Source organism: Moraxella oblonga NBRC 102422 (assembly GCF_001598275.1).
In the GTDB taxonomy this organism is placed as follows: Bacteria; Pseudomonadota; Gammaproteobacteria; order Pseudomonadales; family Moraxellaceae; genus Moraxella; species Moraxella oblonga.
On record NZ_BCYQ01000047.1, the window covers coordinates 1 to 15,355 of the forward strand.

20 protein-coding genes are annotated in these 15,355 nt (G+C 41.4%); 5 read left to right on the forward strand and 15 right to left on the reverse strand.

The annotated features are described in order from the left end of the window. Positions 1–132 precede the first annotated feature (132 nt). The 13 genes from MOB01S_RS10605 to MOB01S_RS10665 form a co-directional block, all read right to left on the reverse strand. Entirely contained in the window at positions 133–1,065 is a 933-nt protein-coding gene (locus MOB01S_RS10605) for an electron transfer flavoprotein subunit alpha/FixB family protein (RefSeq protein WP_066805099.1), read from the reverse strand. 115 nt (positions 1,066–1,180) lie between these two features. After that, complete coding sequence (locus MOB01S_RS10610; protein WP_066805101.1) at positions 1,181–1,930, reverse strand: electron transfer flavoprotein subunit beta/FixA family protein; 750 nt, start codon at positions 1,928–1,930, stop codon at positions 1,181–1,183. A gap of 165 nt (positions 1,931–2,095) precedes the next feature. Next, the gene (locus tag MOB01S_RS10615) at positions 2,096–2,308 is read right to left on the reverse strand and encodes a cold-shock protein (RefSeq protein WP_066805105.1); all 213 of its coding nucleotides are present in this window, start codon (positions 2,306–2,308) and stop codon (positions 2,096–2,098) included. 247 nt (positions 2,309–2,555) lie between these two features. Then, positions 2,556–2,996, reverse strand: a complete 441-nt coding sequence (locus MOB01S_RS10620) for a hypothetical protein (RefSeq protein WP_157073979.1) — start codon at positions 2,994–2,996, stop codon at positions 2,556–2,558. Between the two features lie 100 nt (positions 2,997–3,096). Continuing rightward, on the reverse strand, positions 3,097–3,612 hold the full coding sequence (locus MOB01S_RS10625) for a hypothetical protein (RefSeq protein WP_066805111.1): 516 nt from the start codon (positions 3,610–3,612) through the stop codon (positions 3,097–3,099). Between the two features lies 1 nt (position 3,613). Then, positions 3,614–4,867, reverse strand: coding sequence for a chymotrypsin family serine protease (locus tag MOB01S_RS10630; protein ID WP_157073980.1), 1,254 nt, complete (start codon positions 4,865–4,867; stop codon positions 3,614–3,616). A gap of 148 nt (positions 4,868–5,015) precedes the next feature. Beyond that, positions 5,016–6,038 carry a ketol-acid reductoisomerase gene (gene ilvC / locus MOB01S_RS10635; RefSeq protein WP_066805123.1) on the reverse strand — a complete coding sequence of 341 codons (1,023 nt, stop codon included), beginning with the start codon at positions 6,036–6,038 and terminating at the stop codon, positions 5,016–5,018. A gap of 121 nt (positions 6,039–6,159) precedes the next feature. Then, entirely contained in the window at positions 6,160–6,639 is a 480-nt protein-coding gene (locus MOB01S_RS10640; protein ID WP_066805125.1) for a hypothetical protein, read from the reverse strand. Positions 6,640–6,702: 63 nt separating this feature from the next. After that, a complete protein-coding gene (locus tag MOB01S_RS10645; RefSeq protein ID WP_066805127.1) occupies positions 6,703–6,936 on the reverse strand; it encodes a type II toxin-antitoxin system Phd/YefM family antitoxin in 234 nt (77 codons plus the stop codon). Between the two features lie 34 nt (positions 6,937–6,970). Then, positions 6,971–7,204, reverse strand: coding sequence for a hypothetical protein (locus tag MOB01S_RS10650; protein ID WP_066805129.1), 234 nt, complete (start codon positions 7,202–7,204; stop codon positions 6,971–6,973). Positions 7,205–7,237: 33 nt separating this feature from the next. After that, entirely contained in the window at positions 7,238–7,540 is a 303-nt protein-coding gene (locus tag MOB01S_RS10655) for a hypothetical protein (RefSeq protein ID WP_066805131.1), read from the reverse strand. Between the two features lie 67 nt (positions 7,541–7,607). Further along, the gene (ilvN, locus tag MOB01S_RS10660) at positions 7,608–8,120 is read right to left on the reverse strand and encodes an acetolactate synthase small subunit (RefSeq protein ID WP_066805133.1); all 513 of its coding nucleotides are present in this window, start codon (positions 8,118–8,120) and stop codon (positions 7,608–7,610) included. Beyond that, complete coding sequence (locus MOB01S_RS10665) at positions 8,120–9,838, reverse strand: acetolactate synthase 3 large subunit (RefSeq protein ID WP_218016096.1); 1,719 nt, start codon at positions 9,836–9,838, stop codon at positions 8,120–8,122. Before MOB01S_RS10665 ends, ilvN begins: the two co-directional genes overlap by 1 nt. Positions 9,839–10,391: 553 nt before the next feature. On the opposite strand from MOB01S_RS10665, the gene MOB01S_RS10670 reads away from it, so the two are divergent. Further along, positions 10,392–10,880, forward strand: coding sequence for a hypothetical protein (locus MOB01S_RS10670; RefSeq protein WP_066805136.1), 489 nt, complete (start codon positions 10,392–10,394; stop codon positions 10,878–10,880). Positions 10,881–10,922: 42 nt separating this feature from the next. On the opposite strand, the gene rpoN is transcribed toward MOB01S_RS10670, so the two are convergent. Beyond that, a complete protein-coding gene (rpoN, locus tag MOB01S_RS10675; protein ID WP_066805142.1) occupies positions 10,923–12,515 on the reverse strand; it encodes an RNA polymerase factor sigma-54 in 1,593 nt (530 codons plus the stop codon). Positions 12,516–12,657: 142 nt separating this feature from the next. Here rpoN and MOB01S_RS10680 point away from each other — a divergent pair, with 142 nt between their 5' ends. Then, positions 12,658–13,512: a nitrilase-related carbon-nitrogen hydrolase gene (locus MOB01S_RS10680; RefSeq protein ID WP_066805150.1), complete on the forward strand. Its 855-nt coding sequence runs from the start codon at positions 12,658–12,660 to the stop codon at positions 13,510–13,512. Between the two features lie 3 nt (positions 13,513–13,515). Here MOB01S_RS10680 and MOB01S_RS10685 read toward each other — a convergent pair whose 3' ends face one another. Continuing rightward, the gene (locus MOB01S_RS10685) at positions 13,516–14,475 is read right to left on the reverse strand and encodes a tyrosine recombinase XerC (RefSeq protein ID WP_066805146.1); all 960 of its coding nucleotides are present in this window, start codon (positions 14,473–14,475) and stop codon (positions 13,516–13,518) included. A gap of 259 nt (positions 14,476–14,734) precedes the next feature. On the opposite strand from MOB01S_RS10685, the gene MOB01S_RS10690 reads away from it, so the two are divergent. The 3 genes from MOB01S_RS10690 to MOB01S_RS10695 all read left to right on the forward strand — a co-directional run. Beyond that, on the forward strand, positions 14,735–14,986 hold the full coding sequence (locus MOB01S_RS10690) for an IS630 transposase-related protein (protein WP_084349712.1): 252 nt from the start codon (positions 14,735–14,737) through the stop codon (positions 14,984–14,986). Further along, positions 14,961–15,104, forward strand: a complete 144-nt coding sequence (locus tag MOB01S_RS12945) for an IS630 transposase-related protein (RefSeq protein ID WP_084349713.1) — start codon at positions 14,961–14,963, stop codon at positions 15,102–15,104. The genes MOB01S_RS10690 and MOB01S_RS12945 overlap by 26 nt, the downstream gene beginning before the upstream one ends. A gap of 5 nt (positions 15,105–15,109) precedes the next feature. Then, positions 15,110–15,355 (forward strand): transposase (locus MOB01S_RS10695; protein ID WP_218016095.1); only part of this gene is annotated, 246 nt, incomplete at its 3' end.

Sequence of the window (15,355 nt, forward strand, 5' to 3'; positions counted from 1 at the left end):
ATTATCAATTGATTTGACATCAAGTATTTGTAGCAATTTTTGAGTATAGTGAGTATATCAAATTTTAGGTTTGCCAAGTATCAACTAATACCCACAAAAAAACGCACCTTATTGGTGCGTTTTTTACCAAAATCATAGTTTGGCAGTCAGTTCAGGTACAGCAACTTGGTAGTCAGCTTCCAAGAAATAATCTGCCACACTAGCAATTGGAGCTTCTGGGTCGGTATTAATCGCCACGATGGTCTTAGAGTCTTTCATGCCAGCCAAATGCTGAATCGCCCCTGAAATACCTACCGCAATGTACAAGTTTGGAGCAACGATTTTGCCCGTCTGACCCACTTGCAAATCATTTGGCACAAAGCCAGCATCCACCGCCGCACGGCTTGCACCAACCGCACCACCCAGCTTATCCGCCAGTGGCTCAATATATTTGGTAAAGTTTTCACCGCTTGCGAGTGCTCGACCACCAGAGACGATGATAGAAGCAGAGGTTAGCTCTGGACGAGCAGACACAGCAAGCTCTTCTTTGACAAAAGATGATTTACCCGCATCATCGCCTGCACTCACATTCTCAACAACTGCACTACCGCCAGTAGCATTCGCCAAATCAAAAGCGGTAGTACGTACGGTGGCAATGATTTTGCTTTCGGTATTTTGAACAGTAGCAATGGCGTTGCCTGCGTAGATGGGGCGTTCAAAAGTATTTGTGTCAATCACTTTGGTGATGTCTGATACCATGTTCACATCAAGTAGTGCCGACACACGTGGCAAAAAGTTTTTGCCTGTGGTGGTGGCAGGAGCTAGGATATGGCTATATGCAGGAGCAAGATTTGCAACCAGTGGAGCGACATTTTCGGCAAGCTGATTGGCAAAGGCAGGACTATCCGCCAGTAGCACTTTACTCACACCAACTACTTGGGAGGCACTGTCCGCCACTGCTTTGGCGTTCGCACCTGCCACAAGCACATGGACATCACTATCAATAGCAAGTCCTGCGGTGATGGTTGCAAGGGTGGCAGGTTTTAATTCTTGGTTGTCGTGTTCGGCATATACTAATACGGTCATTTTAATTTTCCTTATAGATTGTGGTGGTAATTTTTGAGCATTGTAGAGATGTGCTTACGCCCCACTTTGGACGAATCATCATTCCCCCTGCACACCAATTTCACCCATGAATTTTTTAAATCACTTTGGCTTCGTTTTTGAGTTTGTCAATCAACTCATCAACACTACTCACTTTCACGCCTGCACTGCGTTCGTTGGGAGCGGTAACTTTGAGTGTTTTGATATTTGATGATACCGACACACCAAAATCAGCAGGGGTCTTGGTATCTAGTGGTTTCTTCTTGGCTGCCATGATGTTGGGCAGTTTGGGAAAACGTGGCTCATTTAAACGCAAATCGGTGGTAATCACCGCAGGCAATGACAGCTCAACCGTTTGCAAACCACCGTCAATCTCACGAGTTACCGCCACTTTATCACCATTCACCACCACTTCGGACGCAAACGTGCCTTGTGAGGCATTCATAAGAGCTGATAACATTTGCCCTGTTTGGTTATTGTCATCATCAATGGCTTGTTTGCCCAACAAGACAATCTGGGCATTTTCAGCCTCTGCCACACCTTTTAGGATTTTGGCAACTTGCAGGGGATAAACTTTGTCGTCCGTCTCTACCAAAATTGCACGGTCAGCCCCAAGTGCCAACGCCGAACGCAATTGCTCGCCAGATTGACTTGATCCAATAGACACCGCCACAACCTCACTGGCAATGCCTTTTTCTTTTAGGCGAACCGCCTCCTCAATGGCAATCTCACAAAAAGGATTTACGCTCATTTTAGCATTGGCAAGCTCCACGCCTGACTCGTCTGCCTTGACACGGATTTTGACGTTGTGATCCACCACACGTTTGACAGCGACTACTACTTTCATAATTACTCCACGAGATGAAATGATGTGTTATTTATAACATTTGACAACCAATTTGTAAATATCCATTTTTATGAAAACATCTCTCACCTATGACTATACAGTCATTTTTGTATTGTTGTATAAAAAAACACCACGATAAACATGGTGTTTTTTAATTGGTGATGCTTAAATAGCTTCAATTTCGTCTGCTTGTGGACCTTTTTTGCCTTCGCTTAGGATAAAGACAACTTTTTGACCTTCTTTAAGAGTCTTAAAGCCAGTACCAACAATGGCACTATAATGAGCAAAAACGTCTTGACCGCCAGCGTCTTGAGCGATAAAACCAAAACCTTTAGAATCGTTGAACCACTTAACGGTACCAGTAACTTTATTTGACATGGGAAAATTCCTGTGTGAATTGAAAAATGGCAAAATGCCGTAACATATTTATGTTGTCAAAACGTGCAAAAAGCATGACAAGCGTCCATTTCCAATGCAATAAACCCACGTTCAAAGATTGTTCCAACGCACCATAATGGTGATAACGCAACTAACGAGTTTTGCAAAAACTGACTGCAAATCCATAAATACTTCAAGCCTAAGTATAGCAAAGTTTTATCAAAAAAGATAATTTATTTTGTAAATTTTACAAAAAAGACAAATCCATATAGGGGTGTGCCAACATCGCCATACAAAGCCCTGCAAAAACAAGGGCAAACGACTGCGTATAAGTCAGATATTTGGTAGGCAGGACAATGTCTTTTGGGTCATCTGGCAAATCATCGCCCATAAGACGTACTCCTTTAAACCACCCCATCACAGAATACACACCATAAGCAACAGGCACACTAATCATGACGCCGTCAAAATCCAAAAAATACAACGCCAATGCAGAAATAATAAACCACGATGAGGTCAAAATACTAATCACGGCAAAAAAGGCAGAACTGGGTAATTTGCCATTATTTTTGGCAATCAAGGTAGACTCTATCCACGTCAATACCGCAATCACCAAACTTGCTAGCACATACAAAATAGTAAAATCTGACAGACTGTTTAAAAAATGTAAAATATTGTACGTTATCATGCGTGGGCTACAAAACAATAAGATAAATGGCAAATTATACCCTGATTGATGGGGGCTGACAAGGGGTTTGGCACACCCAACATCGGTACCATACAATTTATTAACGCTTTTGAATGTCGTACGTACCCACAAATACAAGACCTTCATCAGAAATACATTTTTTCTCTTTCTCGTCTCGACTTGCGATAAATTCAGGATTGGTATTATGATAATAACCATTGCTAATAATCACATCACCCATTTTAAAATCAAAATATTGCGGCGTTGGGTACGGATTCATGAGTGTGATGATTTTTTGTTCCTCATTCCACGATACACTATTTTTTGGTAATTCTGGAAATAAAGCCGTTAATTTAACCAACCTATCACCACTTTTATTAAACAAATAAATACATTCATTTTCCCAATGAAACGTACCGTGAATTTCTGTGATTCTTTGGGCTTTGGTGTCTGGGCTGACGTAGTAATATAAAATGGTGGTTTTAGTCTTTGAATGCTGTTCCAAGCTACTTATGGAGTGGCTTGTTATCAATTGTGTGGATTGAGCTGATTTTATTGGTTGTACCGTAGTACAACCAATACACGCCAACACAAGCACATAAAAGTAGTATTTCATGTTATTTGCCTATCTTCAGTTTAAAACCACTTTGTACGATATAATTGATAGGCGAAACAATAGCTGTTTTTGTATCCCCCTTAGCACTTGCAATTCCATAAGCTCTACCAGAGGCATCAAAAAATGGTCCGCCACTATCACCATTATCCACTCTTAAATTGTTGGCACGCACCACAAATAGTGTAGTGGCACATACCCAATGATTACCTGTACTATCACTAGCATTACAACCTCCTCCACTGACATTTACATCAGTAACCACGCCACAACTATAACCTGTAGTTTGCCCAATATGGCAAAGTTGCAACCCTCCTGCACTATTAGCGGTATAAACATCTTTCTGCTGAACAACTCCCATTCCAGTTATTTTTAAATTACCCCGATATTGGTCAGCTCCTTTACCGTCAAGATAACGATACACCTCACCAATCAATGTTGCATTTTTAACAGGCACAAAGGATATTTCATGATAGATTGATTTATCAATAATTGCTTGTCCTAAAGTATACTTTCTACCAAAAGAGTTAATATAGTTAATTGGTGGTTTTTCGCCAGTAACGCAGTGTGTTGCTGTTAAAAACCCCAACTGACCATTCATTGTACCTGTAAAACCTGCCGTACAATTAAACTGTTGCATGCTAGAGTATTCCAACGCACCGCCACCAATCACAGATGTTTGATGTATTGGATTGTTTAAAAATGTGATTACTGTATTCATGCCAGAAAGTTTACTAAACTGACTTTTTATTTTTTCTCTTTGACTTTCATTAGGTTCATAAAATGATAAGGCAATTGCATCATTTTTTGGGTCATAGCCAATCAATTGCAAACTTGGATACTGCTTAGCAATTCTATCACCTTGATTGCGAATAATATTTTGTACAGACTTAAAATTTCTTGGGTGATTTGCAATAACTTCAATTTTTAAGCCATAGTTTTTTGATAATTCTGTTGCTAGTTTACTAATTTGATTTTGTATATTACCCTTTTTGCTGGTTCTTACCACCATTTTAAAATCTTGACCGTTTTCATAAAAGACACTAGCAATATCATCGCCAAACTCCACATTCAATTTAGCAATAATTTCATCAGTATTGGACATAATTTTTAGACGATTTTCTGCCTCCATCTTGGAAACGTGAAATTCATTAACATAACTTTCTATTGCCAAATCTTCTATTTCAGTTATATTACTAGCAAAGCATGATTGATACATACCAATCGCCATTATTAAAGCAACTACAATCTTCTTCATAAAAACACTCCATCGTTTACAAACTACAAGTTCATGAATGATACTTTAGTATCATTCACAAGCATACACTGATGATTATTTAATTGCAAGCAAAAAACCGCCCAACTCTGAGCGAATCGGACGGCTGTTTTGATTTGACATAAAAAAATTAATTTTTCTCTTTGTCAATAATCTTGTTACCACTAATCCAAGGCATCATCGCACGCAATTTTGCCCCTGTTTTTTCAATGTCGTGTTCAGCAGTAGCACGACGGCGAGCGGTCATTGATGGGTAGTTGGCTTGACCTTCGGCAATGAACATTTTGGCATATTCGCCTGATTGGATACGCTTTAAGGCATTACGCATTGCTTCACGGGACTTATCATTGATAACTTCCAAGCCAGTCACATATTCGCCATATTCAGCATTGTTACTGATAGAATAGTTCATATCGGCAATACCGCCTTCGTACATCAAATCCACAATCAATTTCAATTCGTGCAAGCACTCAAAATACGCCATTTCTGGGGCATAGCCTGCTTCCACCAAAGTTTCAAAGCCCATTTTGACAAGCTCAACCGCACCACCACAAAGCACGGCTTGTTCGCCAAATAGGTCGGTTTCGGTTTCATCTTTAAAAGTGGTTTCAATAATGCCAGAACGACCACCACCCACACCGCAAGCATAAGATAGGGCAAGTTGTTTGGCACTGCCTGATACATCACGCCAAACAGCGATAAGGTCAGGAATGCCACCACCTTTGACAAATTCAGAACGCACGGTGTGTCCAGGGGCTTTTGGGGCAATCATAATGACATCAAGGTCGGCTCTTGGCTCAACTTGGTTGTAATGAATGGCAAAACCGTGAGCAAAGGCAAGGGTTGCACCTTGTTTGATGTTTGGTTCAATCACATCACGATAAAGCTGGCGTTGAAATTCATCAGGGGTCAAAATCATCACAAGGTCGGCACTTTTGACCGCTTCGGTAGTTTCGGCAACCTTTAAGCCTGCATTCTGTGCCTTTTTCCAAGAAGCAGAGCCTTCACGAAGACCTACGGTAACATCAACGCCAGAATCTTTTAAATTCAAGGCGTGTGCGTGTCCTTGTGAACCATAACCGATAATGGCAACTTTTTTGCCTTGAATCAATGACAAATCACAATCTTTGTCATAATAAACATTTAAACTCATAAAGTTTCCTTAAAATAATGCCCATAAATAAACATAAAGGGCGTGGGTTTGTGGTTAAAACAATACAAATATATTAGGTTCTTGGTGTGTTTTTAATGGTTTGGGTTATCATTATATGTCTTTACTCACATTCATCATCTTCCCACCACTCATATACCACATCCAAAGGCAATCCCAATTCTAATGCCTTTTGATATACTGAAATTGGCTTATATACATAAAAAACCATTTGGTCAACTTGGGGCAAGATATAAAACGCCTTATCCACTCCTTGACTTGCCAAAAAGCGATTGGCATCATCAAATAACGCTTCTGGTGTTTCGTAAGCATCTTTAAAGGCATTCATAAATGCCTGTTTATCAACATCGCCAACCGCTAGGTCGTACATATCATTCAATGTACCATAAGGGTCGTACAAATTTTCCGAATCAAAACACTCTTCGGTCAATAGTAGTACACCTGATTCGCCATTTGGGTCGGCAAGATTTTCTAAAATATATTGACGCAGGTCATTAACATTGGTATGTACACAACCGTCACAATTAAGATTATCCAACCAACCACTCTCTATTAGGATTTGATGCATTGTGGCGTTGTTCATAAAATATTCCTTAAAATAATGCCCATAAAACTAAGGGGCGTGGGTTGATTAAAAATTGTTAATTTATTCTAATGGGATTAACGCAGGATTGGCAAATTCGGCAAGTCCACCTGCATAATCGGATTTTTTAATACCAAAAGTTGTTGGTGATTGGTTGGTTAATTTGAGAAACTCATCAAAAGACAATAATACTCGCACATTCTCGCCTTGTTTACGAATTAACACAGGCTCGCTTTTGCTATATTGCCAAACCTTATCAAAATTACTTTTTAATTCGTTATAAGCAATGGTTTGCATAAAATACCCCAAACTGTCAAATAACCTTGGTTAATTAGACTGCTTTAATCTTTTGAATTTTTTGTTTAAAGGTTGTATATAGCTTAATAATTAAAATCGCATTAACAATAGCCATAACCAAGCCACTTAATGACGGAGCAACAGGGTCAAAAGCTATTTTCCACCCAAGCCAGCACATTGCCAAAGCAACACAACAGCTAGACAACCCACAAAAGTACCACGCATAAATTTGTAAGGTTTTATAATCGGTCTTTTTATCTGGGTTCATTGAATTTCTCCCATTATTACCATAACAAATATCTCATAAACTAATGCCATATTTATCGGTTTTATCGCCATTCCACCAAGCCAATTCTTCTTCGCTCATTGGTTCAAACCAAAAATTATCATCGGTATGAATATTTAAATGAGCCAATGCCCCCGCTTGTCTGCGTTTTGGCTTTTCTGTTTTGACTGGGCTTGATGGATTTTGTGCCTGAAAATTACGCAACAATCGGTCAAAAATTGCTTGTGGTTCGGTATTATTTTTTTGACAAAACTCCAATAACCAATACGCATCTTGCCCTGTTACTTTAAAATCCAAACTTAGGTTTTGGGTTATCATTTTTTTACCCCTTAAACTTGGGTTTGATGGTACATACTTTTTAAAAATACACACCCCAATATAACAACTACAAACTCAAAGTCCGCTCCCCTCGTGCAATACCAATCACACCACTTCGCACGACTTCTAAGATTTTATCACGCCCAATGACTTCAATAAAGCCATCTAGCTTGCCTGCATCTCCTGTGATGAGAATGGTATACAGATTGGCAGATACGTCCACGATTTGAGCACGGAAAATATCGGCAATGCGATACACTTCTTCACGATGAGCTCCAGTCGCTCGCACCTTGATGAGCATGAGTTCACGCTCGATTTGGTTGCCGTTTGAGACCTCAGATAGGTTTTGGACTTTAACCACCTCAATGAGTTTGTGAAGTTGTTTGGTGATTTGCTCAATCTTGTCTTCGGTGGTAATGGTAGTCAAGGTTAAACGAGACAGTGTGGGGTCTTCGGTGGCGGCGACATTGAGCGTATCAATGTTGTAGCCACGCTGACTAAACAGCCCAACCACACGAGACAACGAACCTGCTTCGTTTTCCATCAAAATAGAAATCAGATGTTTTTGTACTTGTGCCATTAGGTACGCTCCCCTTTTGATAACCACATATCACGCATGGATTGCCCAGCCACTTGCATAGGATAGACATGCTCTGCTTTGTCCACATAGACATCAATGAAGACCAAACCGTCCATCGCCAAAGCCTCTTTTAGCTCTTCTTCCATCGTGGCAGGATTGGTAATTTTTACGCCTTTATGCCCATAACTCTCTGCCAATTTGACAAAATCAGGCAAAGACTTCATGTAGCTTTGGGCATGGCGACCCTCATAGAGCATATCCTGCCATTGTTTGACCATGCCAAGCTGGGCGTTGTTTAAATTCAAAATCTTCACAGGCAAATTATATTGCAAACAAGTGGACAGTTCTTGGATATTCATCTGAATAGACCCCTCGCCTGTGATACACACCACCGTCCGCTCAGGGTAAGCCAGTTTTGCTGCCATCGCATAAGGTAGACCCACACCCATCGTGCCTAGACCGCCAGAGTTTAGCCATTGGCGAGGTTCATCATATTTATAGTACAACGCCGCAAACATCTGGTGCTGACCAACATCAGAGGTGATAATCGCTTTGCCATCTGTGAGTTTATAGAGCGTCTCCACCACACGCTGTGGCATGATGGCATGAATGGCAGCGTCCGTATCATCACCATAACGCAAACCGTGCCGTTTACGCCATTCGTTGATTTGTCTCCACCAGTCGGCAAGGGCGTGTTCGTCAAGGCGTTTGTCGCCTGATTTGATGATGTTTATCATCTCTGTCAAAACAGGTTTCACATCACCCACAATCGGAATATGAGCGGTAATGGTTTTTGAAATGGAGGTGGGGTCAATGTCAATGTGAATGATGGTGGCGTTGGGGCAGAACTTTTTGACATTGTTGGTAACACGGTCATCAAATCTTGCTCCCACCGCTAGGATAACGTCCGCATGGTGCATGGTCATGTTGGCTTCATAAGTGCCATGCATGCCAAGCATACCCACAAACTGGTTGTTACTGGCAGGATATGCCCCAAGCCCCATGAGTGTATTGGTTACAGGTAGGTTTAATAAATTGGCAAGCTCACGAAGCTCATTAGAAGCATTGCCCTGCACCACGCCACCGCCCGAATACAAAACGGGGCGTTTGGCAGAAAGTAGCACCTCAATCGCTTTTTTGATTTGACCGCCATGCCCTTTACAGGTGGGTTGGTAGGAACGCAAATTTACGCTTTTTGGCATAAAGTAGTCAAATTTATCGGCAGGGTTGGTCATGTCCTTAGGAATATCAATCACCACAGGACCGGGTCTGCCAGAGCTTGCGATATAAAAGGCTTTTTTGACAATGGTAGGTATGTCGGCAGGATTACGCACCACAAAGCTGTGTTTGACGATGGGGCGAGAGATACCCACCATATCGCATTCTTGGAATGCATCATCGCCAATGAGTGTGCTTGGTACTTGCCCTGCCAGCACTACCATTGGAATGCTATCCATAAAGGCAGTGGCGATGGCGGTTACGGTGTTCGTTACACCCGGCCCTGATGTGGCAAGCACCACGCCTGTACGTCCCGTTACACGGCTATAAGCGTCCGCCATATGTCCTGCCGCCTGCTCGTGGCGAACCAAAACATGTTCAATTTTATCTTGTTTAAATAAAGCATCATAGATGTGCAGTACCGCCCCACCAGGATAGCCAAAGATATGGGTAACACCTTCATCTACAAGGGCTTGCACCAAAAGCTCACCACCACTCATTGCGACTGTTTCGCCACGAGCCAAACGTTCTTGGTTGTCGTGAAATGTTTTGTACGTCATGGTTAATCCTTTTTATCCTAAGGGACAAATGACCAAAAAAGACGTGGCTATACAAAAGTAAATAATAAGTGAACAAATGTACGCAAAGAATACCAACATGGCAAAGAAAGGGAATTTCTCGTCTTGCGAACTGATAAGTCCAAAGCAATGTTGAAAAAATTTGTCATAAACGGTAATTTATTAAAATTTTATCAACAAACGCAACCTTTGATAAATAGCTACGCCGACTTGTTATAACTCATTGTTATGAATGATATAAAACATCATAAAATTAGTTATCAAAATAACTTTTTACTATATTACCCTAAAATGACTGCTTTGCCAACTTTTTTTTAATTATTGTGATAAAATTTCTAAAATTTGTGCCAAAATTGGGTAAAAATGATAAATGCTACATTTATTTACCTGATTGGGCTTGATTTTATGGTAAATTTGTTGCAATATTAGCACGAATTTTTAATGATTTTGCAATCCGACCTACAAGGATTTATTGATGAAATTTTCTAACCTAACCACTCTATTATTAACTGGCGTTTTACTGACTACCGCTCACGCTGGAACTACCACCGTTTATCACGTTAAAAGCCAATCCAAATTCATGCAAACCAACCCAAAAGGCGTACTTTGCACACCCATTGATGTCAAGGACAACAACGACTGTAAAATCATGTCCATGCGTGATGACGGTCGTATGGCTGATGCAGGACAGATGGCGACACTACCAGAGCGTGCTACTGCTGCACCAGCCCCAACTTCTAGTGCCGAACAACGTGCCGACGAAGCAGAAAAAGCCCTAAAAGAGCAACAAGCCAAGATTTTGGCAGAAAAATGCCAAGCCATGCGTACCAACCTTGCCGCTTATGGTACAGGCGGTCGCATCTACGAGACCAACGCCAATGGCGAACGTGTCTATCTAAACGACCAAGAAATCAGCTCAAAACGCCAACGTACGATTGATGCCATTGAAAGAGAATGCAAATAACCCAAAAAAGCCCCAATATTGGGGCTTTTTACTTGTTTGAGTTTACACCTTTTGTCGTCTTAGCGTAGATGATAAAATTCCCATACTTTCACGATACTTGGTAACCGTACGTCGTGAAATACTCATGCCTTGCGATTCTAACAAAGTGGTAATATAAGCATCTGAATGAGGTTTTTTGGGATTTTCGCTACTAACAATCTCACGAATCTTGGCACATACTGCCGTTGATGATACATCACCTTCGCTACTCTCAATCCCTGATGAAAAAAAGTACTTTAATGGATAAAGCCCCTGTGGAGTAAGTATGCTTTTGTTGGTGGTGAGCCGTGAAACGGTGGATTCGTGCAAACCAACTTCAGTAGCAATGTCCTTTAAGGTCAAAGGAAGTAGTGCATGCACACCAGATTCACAAAACGCCTGCTGACGGTGAATGATACAGGTTGCCACTTTGAGTAGATTTTGATTACGCTCGTCAATACTACGAATAAACAAGCGTGCATCTGCCAATTGTTCTTTAAGGTATGTATTATCGGGACTATCTTCACCTTTTTTGATAAGGCTGACATATTCTTTGTTGATTTGTAAATTGGGCAATACATCAGGATTTAGCATGACTTGCCACGCTGATGCTTCGCTGGTGTCATTGGTTTTTTTCTTGGAATTTTTTAAATCCAAAGCCAACACCAATACATCAGGGACGTCCACACTACGTTCTACATCATGATATTCACGATAAAACTCAATGGCAGGCTCAGGATTTAGTGTCTTAATCAAAGCAATCGCACCCTTAATTTCGTACATATCAAGGTCGGTCTCCTGCATAAGTCCTTTGATATTATTGCTTTCTAGGTGATGAATGGCACTTAGCACCATATACGCTTCGTCTGCAAAGGGTAGTTCACTTTCGGCAGTCAGCTCATCAAGTTGCAATCGCAAACACTCTGCTAAGTTTCTTGCTCCCACCCCTGTCGGTGAGCACGCCTGTATGCTATGCAAGACTGCCGTAATGTGAGCAGGCGAGATTTCTTCTTGCCATTGATAAAAAGATGCCTCTAATGCTAAATTTTGATAAAGCTCATCAAGATTTAGGCGAATATAACCCCTATCGTCCATCGCATCAATCAAATAACCTGCAATCAAACTTTCACGTTCAGAAAGTTTTTTAAAATTCATCTGCCAACGCACATGGTCTTGAATGGTATTTTGTGTTTCCCCCAAATACTCATGCTCACCATCGGTAGATGAGTGTCCAAAATCTAGATCGCTTGGGTCAGAAATATAAACTTCCGCCCAATCACTGTCGGTAGCAGTATCGTCTAGATTTGCTTGGGAGAGTTTGTCAAAACTATCGCTAAGCTCATCTTGCCCAAAATCTTCAAATTCATCGCCATCATGATTGGCACTGTTTTTATCCCAAGTATGCTCTGCCCAATCATCTAAACTAAGCTCATCTTTGAGTTCTTGACCAACATCTTCGTCCACTCGTTCAAGCAAGGGGTTACTGTCCAGTTTAAGCTGTATTTCTTGTTCAAGCTCCAACTGCGACATCGCCAACAGACGTATCGCTTGTTGCATTTGGGGCGTGAGTTTTTGGGATTGGTTAATGCCAACGCCCAAACCAAAGGACATACTCATGATGGTTTCTTAATAAAATCTAACATGACTATTTTAACTTATTTTTGGCACACATTTTGCATGGTTTTTGTAAAAAATTGCCAAACGTATTAATTTTTACGGCAAACATTCATACAATTACAAATAGTTACAAATGTACCTTATGCCAAAAATCGCCAACATTCAACTAAACTCCCAAGACAATATTGATAAAAATTTAGCCATCATTGAGCGGTCAGTTCATACCGCCAGAGCAGGCGGAGCAGATTTGGCTGTTTTGCCCGAAAATGCGTGTGTGATGGGTTCTCAAAAGGAGCTTGCCAAGCGATTTGATGAGATGGTGGCGTTTTATGCCAACCTTGCCAAAACCACCAACATTCACCTTTTGGCAGGTACACTCCCCTGCCCCGCCCGCCCCGATGGTAGTCCGATTGATGGCAAATTTCGCCAAAGTAGCCTGTTATTTGACAATCAAGGTAAACTCCTTGCTCGCTACGATAAAATACACCTGTTTCGTGCCTTAGTTGCTGATGGCGTAGGTAGTTATGATGAGGGTTGTACTTTTGAAGCAGGCGATACGCCTATGGTGGCTTGTTGTATGATTGATGGCGTGGCGGTGGGCGTGGGCATGACAGTATGTTTTGATGTAAGATTCCCTCATCTTTTTCAAACGATTAGAAAACTAGGAGCAGATATTATTACCGTGCCATCTGCCTTTACCCACACCACAGGCAAAGCCCATTGGCAATCCTTACTCACCGCTCGTGCTCTGGACAGTCAATGTTTCATCATCGGTTCGGCACAGGGTGGCACACACCATTTTACCCACAAAGAAACCCCCCAAACCCGCCAAACGTGGGGGCATGGCATCATGGTAAACGCCAATGGACAAATCGTAAGTAGCACCAACATTACAGACGGTGGTGAGTTTGTCATTACTTATGCTGATTTTGACAAAAATGAGCAAGACCAGATTCGTCAAGCCATGCCGATTTTTGAGTGTCAAGTTAGCCTATAAAGCCTAATCCACCCCATCTACATCAATCACATGAGTCACCGCTCTGGGGTGGGCTTTGTCATAAATCTTGGTCAATGCCCCAAAATCCACCTGCGTATAAATCTGCGTGGTCGCCACACTCTCATGCCCAAGCATTTCTTGGACAGCTCGCAAATCACCACTAGACGACAGCAAGTGAGACGCAAAACAATGACGAAGTAAATGTGGATAAAAGTTTTGCTCAATGCCTGCCCGCTTAGCACAAATTTTCAACCGCAATTGCACCGCTCGCCCTGTTAGGCGTGTGCCATGTCGCTCACTGATAAATAGTGCGTCCACACCTTCTTGCCAAAGTTCTCGATGTGGTAAATAAATCTCCAACGCTTTGACCGACTTACCTGTCATTGGTACGACTCGGGTCTTTTTGCCTTTACCTAGTACTCGCACCGTTTTACCTGCCAAATCCACATCGCTCACATCAAGTCCCACCAGCTCCGACAGCCGTAACCCACTCCCATAAGCTAGCTCAAACATCGCCCTATCTCGTAACCACAGCCGTGCATTGGTGGGGTCGTCTGGCGTGGGTTGTTCAAGCAGGATTTTTAACAAATCCTCTTCGGCGATTTTGGGTAGGGGGCGAGACGATGATTTTAGGCGTTGCCCTATGGTGGGGTTGTGGCTTACTAGCTTTTGGTGAATGGCAAATTTATAAAACTGACGAATGGCGGACAAAGTTTGCTTGCCACTGATGTTTTTGATTTTATCTTTGTCAAATCGCTCACTTAAAAATAAACCAATATGCTTTTGTTCGCACGTTTGCCAATTTTGGTTTTGTTCACCCAGAAAAGTAGCAAATTGATAAATGTTTTTACGATAAGCCGACAGGGTGTGGGGCGAATAATGTTGCACCACCAAACTCATGAGCCAGTTTTCAATAGCCACCAAAAAATCATCAGGTATGGGGGAGATGTCGGTAGATTGCATGGACGTATCCAAAAGCAAGTATTTTATATCTACGATGGCAGAAATACAATACGATTTTTAAACCAAAATGAGTAATGCTAGGGTATGCCCACCCTTTATAACGCTATTTATATTTGGCAATAATTTAGAAATAAAGATGGTGTTTTTGCATTAAAAATGACCACCCAACCACTTAATCCCATCAATCAAGATTGGTCTTGATGTTATTACACCAAATTCACCCCAAAACCCTACAACTCTATGCTAAAATATCCCCATTATGGCATATTCACCAGAACTTAAACAAAAGGCATTAGCCTACTTAGGCCAATGTGGCAATATCAGTGCAGTTTGCATAGCCTATGATATTTCAAGAAGCACCTTGTATGCTTGGATTAAAAAACAAGAACAAGGCGATTTGTCTTGTCAAAGTGGTGGCAGTCGTGGTTTTAAGGTAGATAGAGATAAACTTAAAACTTATGTAGAGCAAAATCTAAGATGCCTACTTGCACGAAATTGCCAAAGTATTTGATTGTGGTACAAGCACCATATTTTATGCCTTGCAATCTCTTGGTATCACTCTTAAAAAAAGACCACCACCTACTTTGAACAAGACCCAAACAAAGTCAAAGATTTCCAAGACAGACTAAACCAGATGCAAAGCACACAAGACTACGAGCTTGTTTACATAGATGAAACTGGCATTAACACCTATCTGCACCGCACGCACGCCAGAAGTCTAAAAGGTCAAAAAGTCTATGATAAGGTGAGTGGTAAATGCTATCAAAGCTTGTCTTTGGTTGCAGGACAACTTGGTAACAAAGCCAACAACTTGATAGCTCCACTCATCTACAACAATACAATGACAAGTGCTTTGTTTGAGCACTGGTTTAAACAAATG

Coding starts and splice junctions, on each gene's coding strand:
- MOB01S_RS10685 (WP_066805146.1), bottom strand. CDS start 14,475: ATGCAATCTACCGACATCTCCCCCATACCTGATGATTTTTTGGTGGCT.
- MOB01S_RS10670 (WP_066805136.1), top strand. CDS start 10,392: ATGAAATTTTCTAACCTAACCACTCTATTATTAACTGGCGTTTTACTG.
- MOB01S_RS10640 (WP_066805125.1), bottom strand. CDS start 6,639: ATGAACAACGCCACAATGCATCAAATCCTAATAGAGAGTGGTTGGTTG.
- rpoN (WP_066805142.1), bottom strand. CDS start 12,515: ATGAGTATGTCCTTTGGTTTGGGCGTTGGCATTAACCAATCCCAAAAA.
- MOB01S_RS10630 (WP_157073980.1), bottom strand. CDS start 4,867: ATGAAGAAGATTGTAGTTGCTTTAATAATGGCGATTGGTATGTATCAA.
- MOB01S_RS10645 (WP_066805127.1), bottom strand. CDS start 6,936: ATGCAAACCATTGCTTATAACGAATTAAAAAGTAATTTTGATAAGGTT.
- ilvN (WP_066805133.1), bottom strand. CDS start 8,120: ATGGCACAAGTACAAAAACATCTGATTTCTATTTTGATGGAAAACGAA.
- MOB01S_RS10625 (WP_066805111.1), bottom strand. CDS start 3,612: ATGAAATACTACTTTTATGTGCTTGTGTTGGCGTGTATTGGTTGTACT.
- MOB01S_RS10610 (WP_066805101.1), bottom strand. CDS start 1,930: ATGAAAGTAGTAGTCGCTGTCAAACGTGTGGTGGATCACAACGTCAAA.
- MOB01S_RS10605 (WP_066805099.1), bottom strand. CDS start 1,065: ATGACCGTATTAGTATATGCCGAACACGACAACCAAGAATTAAAACCT.
- MOB01S_RS10650 (WP_066805129.1), bottom strand. CDS start 7,204: ATGAACCCAGATAAAAAGACCGATTATAAAACCTTACAAATTTATGCG.
- MOB01S_RS10615 (WP_066805105.1), bottom strand. CDS start 2,308: ATGTCAAATAAAGTTACTGGTACCGTTAAGTGGTTCAACGATTCTAAA.
- MOB01S_RS10620 (WP_157073979.1), bottom strand. CDS start 2,996: ATGATAACGTACAATATTTTACATTTTTTAAACAGTCTGTCAGATTTT.
- ilvC (WP_066805123.1), bottom strand. CDS start 6,038: ATGAGTTTAAATGTTTATTATGACAAAGATTGTGATTTGTCATTGATT.
- MOB01S_RS10665 (WP_218016096.1), bottom strand. CDS start 9,838: ATGAGTGGTGGTGAGCTTTTGGTGCAAGCCCTTGTAGATGAAGGTGTT.
- MOB01S_RS10680 (WP_066805150.1), top strand. CDS start 12,658: ATGCCAAAAATCGCCAACATTCAACTAAACTCCCAAGACAATATTGAT.
- MOB01S_RS10655 (WP_066805131.1), bottom strand. CDS start 7,540: ATGATAACCCAAAACCTAAGTTTGGATTTTAAAGTAACAGGGCAAGAT.
- MOB01S_RS10690 (WP_084349712.1), top strand. CDS start 14,735: ATGGCATATTCACCAGAACTTAAACAAAAGGCATTAGCCTACTTAGGC.